Source organism: Fertoeibacter niger (assembly GCF_009380135.2).
Taxonomy (GTDB): Bacteria; Pseudomonadota; Alphaproteobacteria; order Rhodobacterales; family Rhodobacteraceae; genus Fertoeibacter; species Fertoeibacter niger.
In genome coordinates, this window is record NZ_WHUT02000004.1 from 298,710 (window position 1) to 312,733 (window position 14,024).

The 14,024-nt window shown below is 63.9% G+C and carries 12 protein-coding genes; 6 read left to right on the forward strand and 6 right to left on the reverse strand.

The features are described from left to right. Positions 1-3: 3 nt before the first annotated feature. Genes GEU84_RS09260 through GEU84_RS09270 form a run of 3 tightly spaced genes read right to left on the reverse strand, consistent with a single transcriptional unit; the run spans position 4 to position 2,861 of the window. The gene (locus GEU84_RS09260; RefSeq protein WP_174539675.1) at positions 4-429 is read right to left on the reverse strand and encodes an HPr kinase/phosphatase C-terminal domain-containing protein; all 426 of its coding nucleotides are present in this window, start codon (positions 427-429) and stop codon (positions 4-6) included. Further along, the gene (locus GEU84_RS09265; RefSeq protein WP_420899278.1) at positions 426-2,153 is read right to left on the reverse strand and encodes a sensor N-terminal transmembrane domain-containing protein; all 1,728 of its coding nucleotides are present in this window, start codon (positions 2,151-2,153) and stop codon (positions 426-428) included. Before GEU84_RS09265 ends, GEU84_RS09260 begins: the two co-directional genes overlap by 4 nt. 6 nt (positions 2,154-2,159) lie before the next feature. Next, the gene (locus GEU84_RS09270) at positions 2,160-2,861 is read right to left on the reverse strand and encodes a response regulator transcription factor (protein ID WP_174539676.1); all 702 of its coding nucleotides are present in this window, start codon (positions 2,859-2,861) and stop codon (positions 2,160-2,162) included. A 340-nt stretch (positions 2,862-3,201) separates the two neighbouring features. Here GEU84_RS09270 and GEU84_RS09275 point away from each other — a divergent pair, with 340 nt between their 5' ends. From GEU84_RS09275 to GEU84_RS09295, 5 genes are all read left to right on the forward strand, one after another. After that, the gene (locus GEU84_RS09275) at positions 3,202-4,800 is read left to right on the forward strand and encodes a phosphoenolpyruvate carboxykinase (protein ID WP_174539677.1); all 1,599 of its coding nucleotides are present in this window, start codon (positions 3,202-3,204) and stop codon (positions 4,798-4,800) included. 131 nt (positions 4,801-4,931) lie between these two features. Further along, positions 4,932-5,876 carry a carbohydrate ABC transporter permease gene (locus GEU84_RS09280; RefSeq protein ID WP_174539678.1) on the forward strand — a complete coding sequence of 315 codons (945 nt, stop codon included), beginning with the start codon at positions 4,932-4,934 and terminating at the stop codon, positions 5,874-5,876. Between the two features lie 9 nt (positions 5,877-5,885). Continuing rightward, positions 5,886-6,722 carry a carbohydrate ABC transporter permease gene (locus tag GEU84_RS09285; protein ID WP_174539679.1) on the forward strand — a complete coding sequence of 279 codons (837 nt, stop codon included), beginning with the start codon at positions 5,886-5,888 and terminating at the stop codon, positions 6,720-6,722. Next, positions 6,719-7,741 (forward strand): Gfo/Idh/MocA family protein, encoded by a 1,023-nt coding sequence (locus GEU84_RS09290; protein WP_174539680.1) that lies wholly within the window; start codon positions 6,719-6,721, stop codon positions 7,739-7,741. Before GEU84_RS09285 ends, GEU84_RS09290 begins: the two co-directional genes overlap by 4 nt. Positions 7,742-7,751: 10 nt before the next feature. Further along, complete coding sequence (locus GEU84_RS09295) at positions 7,752-8,750, forward strand: ABC transporter ATP-binding protein (RefSeq protein ID WP_174539681.1); 999 nt, start codon at positions 7,752-7,754, stop codon at positions 8,748-8,750. A gap of 189 nt (positions 8,751-8,939) precedes the next feature. On the opposite strand, the gene GEU84_RS09300 is transcribed toward GEU84_RS09295, so the two are convergent. Both GEU84_RS09300 and GEU84_RS09305 read right to left on the reverse strand, forming a co-directional pair. Then, a complete protein-coding gene (locus tag GEU84_RS09300) occupies positions 8,940-11,177 on the reverse strand; it encodes a xanthine dehydrogenase family protein molybdopterin-binding subunit (protein WP_174539682.1) in 2,238 nt (745 codons plus the stop codon). A 1-nt stretch (position 11,178) separates the two neighbouring features. After that, positions 11,179-11,646 carry a (2Fe-2S)-binding protein gene (locus GEU84_RS09305; protein WP_174539683.1) on the reverse strand — a complete coding sequence of 156 codons (468 nt, stop codon included), beginning with the start codon at positions 11,644-11,646 and terminating at the stop codon, positions 11,179-11,181. Positions 11,647-11,736: 90 nt separating this feature from the next. Between GEU84_RS09305 and GEU84_RS09310 the strand changes: the two genes are divergently transcribed. Then, the gene (locus GEU84_RS09310; RefSeq protein ID WP_174539684.1) at positions 11,737-12,336 is read left to right on the forward strand and encodes a TetR/AcrR family transcriptional regulator; all 600 of its coding nucleotides are present in this window, start codon (positions 11,737-11,739) and stop codon (positions 12,334-12,336) included. 30 nt (positions 12,337-12,366) lie between these two features. Here the strand turns inward: GEU84_RS09310 and GEU84_RS09315 are convergent, their stop codons facing one another. Beyond that, the gene (locus GEU84_RS09315) at positions 12,367-13,989 is read right to left on the reverse strand and encodes an AMP-binding protein (protein WP_174539685.1); all 1,623 of its coding nucleotides are present in this window, start codon (positions 13,987-13,989) and stop codon (positions 12,367-12,369) included. Positions 13,990-14,024 lie beyond the last annotated feature (35 nt).

Here is a 14,024-nt window from a genome sequence, read left to right on the forward strand (position 1 = left end):
TTGTCATGAGTGCCGCCCGAAGCGAAGATAGTGCAGCAACGCAGCATGAAAATGGCTGCCTTGCTGCGCCCGCACAAGAGGCAGTTCCAGACCCAGCACGTCAACGTGACGGAACGGTGGCAGGCGTTCCGTTTCGGACACACCCAGATCCACCGCCAGCACCAATCTGGCACTGGATACAACCGGCGCATGCAGAATCCCCAGACCGCGCGCCTCGATCATCCCGGCCAGTGCCGCAGGGCAGCGGGCGGTCAGCCCGCCTGCTTCGCGCGTCACATCCGTATGGTCATCGGACACCAAGCCCGCCCCCAGGACCATCAGTTGCAAGGCCAGGGCCGATTTGCCGCTGCCCGAGGGGCCAAGGATCAGCAACCCCCGCCCCTCCATGGCCACACAGCCGGCATGCAGGGTGACGGCAGCCGGTGTCACACCGGCAGACCCACCACGAACCGCGCACCCAAGGGTTCCGACGTGATGTCGGCATGGGTCGGGCGGATGTTTTCTGCCCAGATCACGCCGCCATGCGCCTCGACAATCTGTTTGGAAATCGCCAGCCCCAGTCCGGAATGATCGCCGAACTGCGCCACCGGGCGTTCGGAATAGAACCGCTTGAACACCTTGGTCAGCGCCTGTTCGGGAATGCCCGGCCCGGTATCCTCGACCACCACCAGCACCCGGTTCTCACGCCGCCGCGCCCAGACCCGCACCGCATCGCCATCTTCGCAGAATGACACCGCGTTGGTGATCAGGTTGACGAACACCTGCGCCAGACGAGCCTCCAGCCCGCGGATCATGATGGGTTCTGGCGGCAGGTCGGTGATGAAGTCAACGCCCTTTTCGCCCGCCTGCTGGCCCAGATACTCGCCAAGGTTGGAAAGGGTTTTCAGCAGGTTGAACTCTTCCTCCTCCTCTTTCACCAATTCGGAGTCGAGCCGCGAGGCGTTGGAGATGTCGGACACCAGACGGTCCAGCCGGCGCACGTCGTGGTCGATCACCTCCAGCAGGCGTTCGCGCTGGTCATCCCGTTTCGCAATGCGCAACGTGCCCACGGCGGACCGCAGCGATGCCAGCGGGTTCTTGATCTCGTGCGCCACGTCGGCCGCGAATTGTTCGTTGGCATCAATGCGGTCGTAAAGCGCCGCCACCATGCCGCGCATCGCCACCGACAGCCGCCCGATCTCATCCGGTCGCGCGGTCAGGTCGGGGATGCGCACGCGCCCCGGCGCCATCTTGCGCGCATCGCGGTCGCGCCCCAGTTCCGCCGCCGCCGCAAGGTCAGACAGCGGGTTCGCGATGGTCGACGCCAGAACAAGGCTCAGCCCGATCGACACCAGCAATGCGATCACGAACATCTGGAGGATCTGTTCACGCTCATAGCGCACCAGCCGGTCAATCTCGCCCGCGGCCGAGGTGATGGCCACCACGCCCAGCACCTCGCCCGCGCGCCAGACTGGTGTGGCTACGGCAAAGACCGCGCCACCCTCGGCATCGCGGCCCGTGTTCACGGCCGTTTCACCTGCCCGCGCCTGCGCATAGACATCGCGCGCCAGACCTTCGGTTTCGATCTGCGTCGCCGGTTCGCTGCCGGATGACAACACGCCCGACACGGTTTCCCAGACCGCATTCAAAAAGTCGGTGATGACGGTGGAACGACCCGTATCCACATCGCCTGCGCCCGCAGCGCCCGTGGCCGACACCAGCAGCGTGCCGAACGTGTCGAACACGAACACCTCGACCCCCGGGGCAATATCCACCAGCGCCAGCGTTTCGGCCACGTCGATGCCATCGCCCGCCGCCATGTTCACCGCGCCGGTGCCGGGCATCCGCGCCTCGAACACATCGGCGACCAGCCGCGCCTCTGTCACCAGCCCCTGCTCGCGCTGCAACACCAGCGAGTCGCGGAACGGGTTCAGAAACAGCACCCCCGCCACCAGCACCACCAGCGCCAGCAGGTTGAAGATGATGATCTTGCGCGCCAGCGGCGAGCGGTTCAGCGCCACGATGCCGCGACGGCCGCGCCCTGCCTGCTGGCCCGGATCGGACTGCGGATCAGGCGAAACCCAGTCTTCGCCCAGCAGAACATCGCCGGAACGCGGTGCGGTAGAACGGCGGGGGGCAGGCTCTGTCATGATGCCACGCGGGATGACGGTCATTTGCCGTCACTCTTCGTTATAGCGATAGCCTATGCCATACAGTGTCTCGATGGCCGAAAAATCATTGTCGGCCCCGCGCATCTTCTTGCGCAGGCGCTTGATATGGCTGTCGATGGTGCGGTCATCGACATAGACCTGATCGTCATAGGCCACATCCATCAGCTGATCGCGGCTTTTGACAAAACCGGGGCGCTGCGCCAGTGCCTGAAGCAGCAGAAACTCGGTGACGGTCAGCGAAACATCCTGGCCTTTCCAGGCCACGGCATGGCGCAGCGGGTCCATCCGCAGGTGGCCACGCTCCATGATCTTGTTTTCCTCGGCCACGGCCACCTCGCCCGTGGCAATCGCATCCTGACGGCGCAGCAGCGCGCGGATCCGCTCCACCAGCAGGCGCTGGCTGAACGGCTTTTTCACATAATCATCGGCCCCCATGCGCAGGCCCAGAACCTCGTCGATCTCGTCATCCTTGGAGGTGAGAAAGATCACCGGCATCTGGGTTTTCTGCCGCAGGCGTTGCAACAGGTCCATCCCGTCCATCCGGGGCATCTTGATGTCCAGCACTGCCATGTCGGGCAGGCGCTTGTTGAACGCATCCAGCGCCGACTGGCCGTCGTTATAGGTTTCAACTTCGAAACCCTCTGCTTCCAGAGTCATGGAGACCGACGTCAGGATGTTCCTGTCGTCGTCCACAAGGGCGATCCTTGACATGTGCGGTTTCCCTATACTGCTCGTTTTTGCCTGATTTTTGCCACATATTCCAATTTTCGCCCCGCAGAATCAACAGCTAACTGCGAATCGCCCGTCCGGCAGACTCCAGTGGGCACGGAATATGCGAAGGATCGACTAATTTGCCGCAGTCATCCGTCTGGTTGCGCTAAACCTGAAACTGGTTGCGCTAACTGTGCGAATGCGTCCTGTTCCAACGCAAAACCGTCATGTTATAGATAAGTTGTCGGTCCTGAGGAGGGATTTGGCCGGTATCCGTGTTGGCCCCGGATGCCGATTTCGGATCTGAACGTGCCGCGCGAACGGCAACGGGAGCTTGCATATGACCATTGGACGCGTGAACCCAGCACAGCGGCTGGACGATCAAGGCATTACCGGACTTGGCAACGTCTATTACAACATGATCGAACCGGCACTTGTAGAGGCTGCGGTAGCGCGGGGCGAGGGGAAACTGGGCAAGGGCGGCGCATTTCTGGTTTCTACCGGGCAGTTTACCGGGCGCTCGCCCAAAGACAAATTCGTGGTGCGCACACCGTCGGTCGAAAAGACGATCTGGTGGGACAACAATGCGCCCATGGCACCCGACGCGTTTGACCGGCTCCATGCCGACATGCTGGCCCACATGCAGGGCCGCGACTATTTCGTGCAGGATCTTTATGCCGGGGCCGACCCGGTGCACCGGCTGGATGTGCGGGTGGTCACAGAACTGGCCTGGCATGGCCTGTTCATCCGCCACCTGCTGCGCCGCCCCGACGCAACCGAGATCGACACATTCACCCCGGAATGGACAATCATCAACTGCCCCGGCTTCAAGGCCGATCCGGCACGCCACGGTTGCCGAACGGAAACCGTCATTGCACTGAATTTCGACAAGAAGCTGATCCTGATCGGCAACACCCAATATGCGGGTGAAAACAAGAAGTCGGTCTTTACCCTGCTGAACTATCTTCTGCCGGAAAAGGGCGTGATGCCGATGCATTGCTCGGCCAACCACGCGGTTGGCAACCCGGTGGATACGGCTGTGTTCTTTGGTCTGTCGGGCACCGGCAAGACCACGCTTTCCGCAGACCCCTCGCGCACGCTGATCGGCGATGACGAACATGGCTGGTCAGACCGCGGCACCTTCAACTTCGAAGGCGGCTGCTATGCCAAGACCATCAACCTGAACCCCGAGGCCGAGCCCGAGATTTACGCGACCACCCACCGTTTTGCGACCGTGGTGGAGAACATGGTGTTTGACCCCGAGACGCTGGAACTGGATTTTGCCGACAGCAGCCTGACGGAAAACACCCGCTGCGCCTATCCGCTGGATTACATCTCGAATGCGTCGGATACCGGGCTGGGCGGTGCGCCGAAGAACGTCATCATGCTGACCTGCGATGCGTTCGGCGTGCTGCCGCCGATCGCGCGGCTGACTCCGGCACAGGCGATGTATCACTTCCTGTCGGGCTTCACCGCGAAAACGGCAGGCACCGAGCGTGGAGTCACCGAGCCGACGCCGACCTTTTCCACCTGTTTCGGTGCGCCCTTCATGCCGCGCCGGCCCGAAGAATATGGCAAGCTGCTGCAAGCCAAGATCGCCAAGCATGGCGCGACCTGCTGGCTGGTGAACACCGGCTGGACCGGTGGGGCCTATGGCACGGGGCGGCGCATGCCGATCAAGGCGACCCGCGCCCTGCTGACGGCGGCGCTGGACGGAACTTTGGCCGGGGGAACTTTCCGGCGCGACCCGAACTTTGGCTTTGAAGTGCCGGTGGCGGTGCCGGGCGTCGATGCGGCATTGCTGGACCCGCGGTCAACCTGGGCGGATCAGGCCGCCTATGACGCGCAGGCCAAGAAGCTGGTGAACATGTTCGCCGATAATTTCGGCCAATATGTGCCGTTCATCGACGAGGATGTGAAGGCAGCGGCGATCGGCTGAACGGCGGCGCCTTTTGCCGAGCGCCGGGGAGGGGGCTGGCTGGCACCGACCCCGACTCTGGGAAAGCGCCGGGGAGGGGGCTGTCTGCCCCCTCCCCGGACCCCACCCCCGAGGATATTTCCGGGCAGAAAATGAAGAAAGAAAGGGTCAGGGCCGTGCCTGCACGCAAGCCATTCCGCTGGCATATACCGCTGTTTCTGGCACCCGCGGTGCTGGTTTACACGGCGATCATGATCCTGCCGCTGTTTGCCACACTGAACCTGTCGCTGTTCAACCTGACCGAGGCGCGCGAGCGGGTGTTCGTGGGGCTGGCGAATTTTGCCACCCTGTTCGGTGATCCGCGCTGGGCGGATGCGTTCTGGAATGCGCTGGCCAACAACGGCTGGTTTTTCGTGGTACATATGCTGGTGCAGAATCCGATCGGGATCTTGCTGGCGGCGCTGCTGTCATCGCCGCGTTTGCGGGGGGCGGCGTTTTACCGGACGGCGATCTTCATTCCGACAATACTGAGTTTCGTGATCGTTGGCTTTGTGTGGAAGCTTATCCTGTCGCCGATCTGGGGCATAGCGCCGGGGATGCTGGATTTTGTCGGGCTGAAAAGCCTGTTCGCGCCGTGGCTTGGCAAGGAAGAGTATGCGCTGACCACGCTGGCGCTGATTTCGGTATGGCAGTTCGTGGGCATTCCGATGATGCTGATCTATGCGGCCCTGCTGTCGATCCCCGACGAGGTGCTGGAAGCGGCGGAAATGGACGGGATCACCGGGGCGTCGCAGTTCTGGAAGATCAAGCTGCCGCTGATACTGCCCTCGATCGGGATCATATCCATCCTGACCTTCGTGGGCAATTTCAATGCCTTTGACCTGATCTATGTGTCGCAGGGGGCGCTGGCCGGGCCGGATTTCGCCACCGACATTCTGGGCACGTTCCTGTATCGCACGTTCTTTGGCTTTCAGTTGCAACTGGGCGATCCGCATATGGGGGCCACGATTGCGACGGCGATGTTCGGCATCATCCTGGTGGGCGTGTGCATCTATCTTTTCGCCATCCAGACGCGCCTGCGTCGCTATCAGTTCTGAGGAGGGATCATGGCCACCCGCACGCCCATTTCCCGGTCCATCGCCGCGCATGCGGTGCTGATCACCTATACGCTGATCGCGCTGTTTCCGGTGTTCGTGATCGTCATCAACAGCTTCAAGAGCCGCCGGGCGATTTTCAATGATCCGCTGGCGGTGCCCACGGCGGAAACGTTTGATCTGGTGGGCTATGCCACGGTGCTGAAGCAGGGCGATTTCTTTCAGTATTTCCTGAACTCGATGACGGTGACGGTGGCGAGCCTGTTCTTCGTACTGCTCTTTGGCGCCATGGCGGCCTTTGCCCTGTCGGAATACCGCTTCAAGGGCAACCTGTTGATGGGGCTCTATCTGGCGCTGGGCATCATGATACCGATCCGGCTGGGCACGGTGGCGATCTTGCAGCTGATGGTTGCGTCGGGGCTGGTGAACACGCTGACGGCGCTGGTGCTGGTGTATACGGCGCAGGGGCTGCCTTTGGCGGTGTTCATCCTTTCCGAGTTCATGCGGCAGGTGTCGGATGATCTGAAGAACGCAGGCCGCATCGACGGGCTGTCGGAATACCGCATCTTCTTTACCCTTGTCTTGCCGCTGGTGCGGCCAGCCATGGCGACGGTGGCGGTGTTCACCATGATACCCATCTGGAACGACCTGTGGTTCCCGCTGATCCTGGCCCCTGCCGAAGAAACCAAGACCATCACCCTGGGCAGCCAGGTGTTCATCGGGCAGTTCGTGACCAACTGGAATGCCGTTCTCGCCGCGCTGTCCTTGGCCATCGTGCCGGTGATGGTGCTGTATCTCATCTTCTCGCGTCAGTTGATCCGGGGCATTACTGCAGGAGCCGTGAAATGATCAGGGTGTTGGTGGCCGGTCTGGGCAACATGGGGCGCAGTCATGCGCTGGCCTATCACAGTGACCCGGCGTTTCAGATCGTGGGGCTGGTGAACCGTTCGGTGCCCGACCTGCCGGAAGAGTTGCGCGGCTATGCGATCACCGCCGATTATCACGAGGCGCTGGCGCGGTTGAAGCCCGATCTGGTCTGCGTGGCGACCTATTCCGACACGCATGCCGACTATGCCTGTGCCGCGATGGATGCGGGAGCAGATGTGTTCGTGGAAAAGCCGCTGGCGACCACGGTTGCCGATGCGCGCCGGGTGCAGGACAAGGCGGCAGAGACAGGGCGCAAGGTGGTGGTGGGCTATATCCTGCGGCATCACCCCAGCTGGCAGCGGCTGATCGCCGAGGCGCGGGCCTTGGGCGGGCCTTATGTGTTCCGCCTGAACCTGAACCAGCAGTCGTCGGGGCCAACGTGGGAGGTGCACAAGGCGCTGATGCAGACCACGCCACCGATTGTCGATTGCGGGGTGCATTATGTCGATGTGATGTGCCAGATCACCGATGCGCAGCCGGTGGAGGTGCGGGGCATGGGTCTGCGGCTGAGCCACGACATTGCGCCCGACATGTATAACTACGGCCATTTTCAGGTGTTGTTCGATGATGGCAGCCTGGGCTGGTATGAGGCGGGCTGGGGCCCGATGATGTCGGACACCGCGTTTTTCGTGAAGGATGTGGTCAGCCCGAACGGGGCCGTGTCAATCCGCATGCCGGAAAGCGCGCGGTCGGATGATATTGATACGCATACGAAAACCTCGCTGATCCGTCTGCACAGGGTCGGGCAGGGGGATACCGATATCTCCATGGCCGACGAGCCGGGGCATCAGGCGCTGTGCGACCGGGAACAGGCGTTTGTCGCCCGCGCCATCCATGAGAACCTCGATCTGAGCCGACATATATCCGATGCTGTTCAATCGCTTGCCATCTGCCTTGCGGCGGATGAAAGCGTGCGGTCCGGCCTGCCTGTCAAACTTTGAAGGAACCGCCATGGGTGCGCTGACTCTCACCAATATCACCAAGCAATTCGGCACTGTCGATGTGATCAAGGGCGTGGATCTGACGGTGGAACCGGGCGAATTCTGCGTGTTTGTAGGCCCTTCGGGCTGCGGCAAATCCACGCTGCTGCGCATCATCGCGGGGCTGGAGGATGCGACGGGCGGCGAGATTGCCATCGAAGGGCGGCGCGTGAACGAGGTGGCCCCGGCCAAGCGGGAAATCGCCATGGTGTTTCAAAGCTATGCGCTTTACCCGCATCTGACGGTGCGCGACAACATGGGGCTGGCGCTGAAACAGGCGGGGCAGGACAAGGCCACCATCGCCGGCGCCACAGACCGTGCGGCGGGGATGCTGGCGTTGGGCGCGTTGCTGGACCGGCGGCCTGCGGAACTGTCGGGCGGGCAACGGCAACGGGTGGCCATTGGCCGCGCCATCGTGCGGACGCCGAAACTGTTCCTGTTTGACGAGCCGCTGTCAAACCTCGACGCCGCGCTGCGTGTGCAAACGCGGATCGAGATTGCCCGCCTGCACCGCGAACTTGGCGCCACGATGATCTATGTGACGCATGATCAGGTGGAGGCGATGACGCTGGCCGACCGGATCGTGGTCTTGCGGGCGGGCCGGGTAGAGCAGACCGGCGCGCCGATGGAGCTATACAACAACCCCGCCAACACCTTTGTCGCCGGGTTCATCGGCAGCCCGCAGATGAATTTCCTGAAATCAGGCGCGCTGGGGCTGGCCAGTGACAGCCTTGGCATCCGGCCTGAGCATCTGGCGTTGTCACGCGACGCCGGGGCCATTCCCGGCACGGTCAGCCATGTGGAAAAGCTGGGCGGCGAAACGCTGGTCTATGTGCGGACCGATGTGCATGGGTTGCTGACGGTGCGGCTGTTCGGCGAGCATGATTATACTGTGGACGAGGCGGTGCATCTGACACCGGATCAGGCACGGGCTTTCCATTTCGGCGCAGACGGGCTGCGGCTGCGCTGAACCGGGGCAGCGTTGCCACGGGATGACCCTGCGATCCGGGGTTGTTTGCAGCCGGGACAGACATCGCTGCCGCAGGCGTTCGCGTTGTCGGTCTTGTCCGCCGGCGGGGGTGTTTTTGCCAGGATGAAAGCTGCGGGAGGCCGGGGCGCGCGGCGGAACCAACAGGCACCGCCGCATGGCCGGGGTGTTTCAGGCAAAGCTGATGCTTTTGCCCATGGGCAGCGCCCTGATCCGCTGGCCGGTCAGCGCGAAGATCGCGTTGGCAAGCGCGGGGGCGGCAGGCGGGGTGCCGGGTTCGCCGATACCGCGTATCTTGTTGGCGTTTTCCAGCACGCGCACCGTGATGGCGGGCACCTGCGGCAGGCGCAGGGGCTCATAATCCCAGAAGTTCGCCTGCTGGGCCACGCCGCCGTCAAAGGTGATCTCGCCCCTTATCGCAGCCGAAAGGCCATAGACCATGCCGCCCTGCACCTGCGCCTCGATATTGAGCGGGTCCAGTGCCACGCCCACATCCACCGCCGCCCAGGCCCCGGTCATGCGGATGCCCCCATCGGTCTGCGCGACCTCGATCACCTCGGCCACCGGCACGCCGAAGCTGAGGCAGAAGGCAAGGCCGCGCGCCCGGTCTGCGGGAAGGGGGCTGCCCCAGCCTGACATTTCGGCCACGGCCTCCAGCACCTTGCGCGACGGGTCATGGTCGATCTGGTCCAGCCGGAAGGCCAGCGGGTCGGCCCCGGCGAGATGCGCCAGTTCGTCAATGGCGCTTTCCTGAAAGAACGCGTTCTGCGATGCGCCGACCGACCGCCACGACCCCACCGGCACGCCGGGCGGCACGCGGTAGCCGGTGACGCGGTAATTGGCGAAACGGTAGGGCTGCTCCCACCCCGCCTGTGTGATCGTGGCATCTGGGCCCGGCACCGAAAACCCCAGCCGGCCCATCTGCGAGGCGATGACCGAAGGCGCGGCGAGTTGCAGATCAAGTGCTTCGATCCGCCCGCCGTCAACCTTGCCGCGCACCCGGGCCATGGCCATGGGGCGGTAGGCGTCATGTGTCATGTCTTCTTCGCGCGTCCAGCTCAGCAGCACCGGTGAGCCCTCCATCGCCATGGCGATGCGGATGGCCTGCGCGATGAAATCCATTTCCGCCCGGCGGCCAAAGGCCCCGCCCATCATCAGCGTTTCCACCGAAACGGATTCGGGCGGCAGGCCGGTCAGATCGGCCCCCACGGCGATGACCTGCGTGGGCAACTGGTTGCCCGTCCAGATCTGCAACCGGCCGTCTTTCACCAGGGCCGCCGCCGCCAGAGGCTCCATCGCGGCATGGGCGAGGTAGGGCACGGTGTATTCGGCGCTGAACAGGTCGCCGGTCAGCGCGGCGTCAACATCGCCATCGTCGCGCGGGCGGCCATCCTGCCGGTCGGGGGTGAAAGTGGCGGCAAGGTCGGCGGCCATGGCATCGGACGTGGCCGCATAGGGGGCGGGGGCCCAGTCGAAGGTGATGGCATCGGCGGCCTGAAATGCCAGCCAGGAATTCGTGGCCACCACGGCCACGCCACCCGGCAGCGGCACGATACGCTGCACGCCGGGCATGGCTTCTGCCGCCGTTGCATCAAAGCTGTTCATCGCGCCGCCAAGGCCCGGGTTGGTGCGGGCGGTGGCAAACAGCATGCCGGGCAGCCGCAGGTCGGCCGAAAACAGCGCCGTGCCGGTGGATTTGGCCAGCATGTCGGTGCGGGGCAGGGATGTGCCCAGCAATTTCCAATCGGCGCGGGGTTTCAGCGTAGGTTCACGCGGCAGCGCGACCGCTGCGGCGGCCACCGCAAGTTCGGTATAAGGCAGGCGGGTGCCATCGGGGGCGATCACCGCGCCGGATTCGGTGCGCAGGGCGCTTTCCGCAACACCCAGCCGCTGCGACGCCGCCCCCACCAGTGCCGCCCGCGCCGTGGCCCCGGCCAGCCGCATCTTTTCATAGGCATCGGGCACCGAGGATGACCCGCCGGTCAACTGAAACCCCAGGAATTTGGCGGGAATATGCATCGCCCCGCGCAGCGTTTCGGCCATCCAGCTGTTGTCGGTGGGGGCGAATGGCACGCCCTCCTCCAGCAGGGCCGCGTTGAAATAGGCGGGCGAGGCGGGGCCGTGGATGACGCGGACCTGATCCCAGGCCAGATCCATTTCCTCGGCCACCAGTGCAGCGAGGGTGGAATGGATGCCCTGCCCCATTTCCGCCCGGGGGGCGATGATGGTGACGCCAGTGGCGTCGATCAGCACATAGGGGGTCAGGGTGGCGGCACCTTGGGGCAGGGCGGTTTCCAGCGGGTTGCCATGGGGGGTGGCGTATCTCCACCAGCCAAAGGCCACGCCCCCCAGAATGGCGGCAGACCCGATAAGAAACGAACGGCGGGCGATTTTACCAGCGCGGCTCATGTCACACCTCCTGCAGGCGTTTGGCGGCATCGTGGATGGCGGCACGGATGCGGGGATAAGTGCCGCAGCGGCACAGGTTGCCTTCCATCGCGGCGTCGATATCGGCATCCGTCGGGGTGGCATTTTCTGCCAGCAGGGATGCGGCCTGCATGATCTGGCCGGACTGGCAATAACCGCATTGTGCCACCTGATGTTCCACCCAGGCCGCCTGCACGGCATGCAGCGTGGCGGGCTGGCCCAGCCCCTCGATGGTCGTCACCTGCGCCGTTCCCACATCGCCCAGTGCCGTCTGGCACGACCGCACCGCGACCCCATCCAGATGCACGGTGCAGGCCCCGCAGGCCGCCACGCCGCAGCCATATTTCGTGCCGGTCAGGTGCAGCGCATCGCGCAGCACCCACAGCAGCGGCATGTCAGGCGGCAGATCAACGGTATGGGGGGTGCCGTTCACGGTAAGCGTCGTGGCCATGGGGGTTCTCCTTTGGTCGCTTTGACATTGTGCGCTCAAAATGTCACGATGTCAATTGACAGGCCTTATTTTTTTTGCGAGTGTCGCGGCATGACAGATAGATCCGATGCGGCTCCTACCCTGACTGACCGGCCCGGCGATGACCGGCAGGCGGCGATTCTGGATGCGGCTTTCCATGCCTTTGCGACCTACGGCTTCCGCCGTGTGGCGATGGAGGACATAGCGCGTGGTGCGGGCATGTCGCGTTCGGCGCTGTATCTGCATTACCGCAACAAGGAAGACATCTTCCGTTCGCTGGCGCAGAGGTATTTCGAAACGGCCGTGGTCGAGGTGCGCGCCGCGCTTTACCGCCCGGGGCAGACCACCGAAGAGGCGCTGATGGCCGCATTCATCGCCAAGGATGGCAAGTTCATGGAGGCTGTGCTGGGCACGCCGCATGGTGCTGAACTGATGGATGCAGGTTTCGCGATCTCGTCCGATCTGGCGCAGGAGGGCGAGGCCCGGCTGAAGGCCGTGTTGGCGGAATGGATGGCGTCGCGCGGCCTTCCCGAGGGGCTGGGCCGCCCCGAAGATGTGGCGCAATGCCTGATGGTGGCGCTGAAGGGGTTGAAAAGCGGCACCGAGGGGCTGGCAGGCTATCGCAAGGGCGAGGCGATGCTGGCAAAGGTGTTTGCCATGGCGCTGGAATAGCACGCGGCTTCTGCGCTTCCCCCGCGCCCCTCAGCCGCCAGGTATCAGCCGGAACCGCTGTATCTTGCCGCTTTCCGTCTTGGGCAACGCCCCGGCAAACACCACGCTGCGCGGGTATTTGAACGGGGCGATCACCGCTTTCACATGGTCCTGCAAGGCCTTGACCATCGCGGCATCGGGCAGCGCGCCGGCGCTGAGCACCACATGCGCCTCGACGATCTGGCCGCGTTCGGCGTCAGGCACGCCGATCACCGCGCATTCGGCCACGGCGGGATGCGCCAGCAGGGCCGCCTCAACCTCTGGCCCCGCGATGTTGTAGCCTGCCGACAGGATCATGCCATCGGTGCGCGCGGCAAAGTGGAAATACCCGGCCTCGTCCTGCCAGAAACTGTCGCCCGTCAGGTTCCAGCCATCGGCCACATAGGCACGCTGCTTCTCCGCTGCGGCCATATAGCGGCAACCCAGCGGACCCTTGACCGCCAGCCGCCCCGTTTCCCCACGTGGAAGTTCCGCACCATCCGGGCCGATCACCTTTGCCTGATACCCCTTCAGGGGCCGCCCGGTGCAGGAGGCATGGCTGTCGCCAAACCGGTTGGTGATGAAGATGTGCAGCATCTCGGTCGCGCCGATGCCGTCGAGCATCGGCTTGCCGGTCTTGGCGATCCAGTCGTCATAGACCGGCCCCGGCAGCGTTTCCCCCGCACTGACCGCCGCGCGCAGCGATGACAGATCGGCACCCTCTTCCATCGCGCGCAGCATCACGCGGTAGGCGGTGGGCGCGGTGAAACACACGGTCGCGCGGTATTTCTGGATGATCTCGATCAGGTTCGGGGGGCTGGCATTTTCCAGCAGCGCCGCCGATGCGCCAAAGCGCAGCGGAAACACCGCCAGCCCGCCAAGCCCGAACGTGAATGCCAAGGGCGGAGAGCCCACGAACACATCCTCGGGCGTGACGTTCAGCACCTCTTTTGCATAGGCATCGGCGATGATCAGGATGTCGCGGTGAAAGTGCATCGTGGCCTTGGGCTCGCCCGTGGTGCCAGAGGTGAACCCAAGCAGCGCCACATCATCACGCCCCGTCGGCACCGCCTGAAACCGCACCGATTTTGACAGGGCCGCGCGGTCCAGTTCCGCATCATGGTTGGCTGTGCCGTCAAAACCCACCACCATGCGCAGAAAGCGGCTGTCCTTGGCCGCCGTCGCCAGTTCATCCATCAGCCGTGTGTCGCACAGCGCATGGCTGATTTCAGCCTTGTCGATGATCTTGGCCAGTTCGCCCGCCCGCAGCATCGGCATGGTGTTGACCACCACCGCCCCCGCTTTGGTCGCCCCCAGCCAGGCCGCCACCATCGCCGGGTTGTTGGCCGACCGGATCAGCACCCGGTTGCCGGGCTTTACCCCGTAATCCTCGGCCAGCGCATGTGCGATGCGGTTCGACCAGTCAGTCAGTTCCTTGTAGGTGCGCTGCCGCCCGTTGCCGATCAGCGCGGTATGGTCGCCAAAGCCCTTTGCCACCATGGCATCGGTCAGTTCCACCGCGGCGTTCAGATGGTCGGGGTATTGGAACGGGCCAAGGTCGATCTCTGGCCACAGATCGAAGGGTGGCAGGTTGTCGCGGGTGAATGTGTCGGTATGGGCGGTTGGTCCCAGCATGTGTGTCTCCCTGTTGGCGCGGGCCTCTGGCGGGC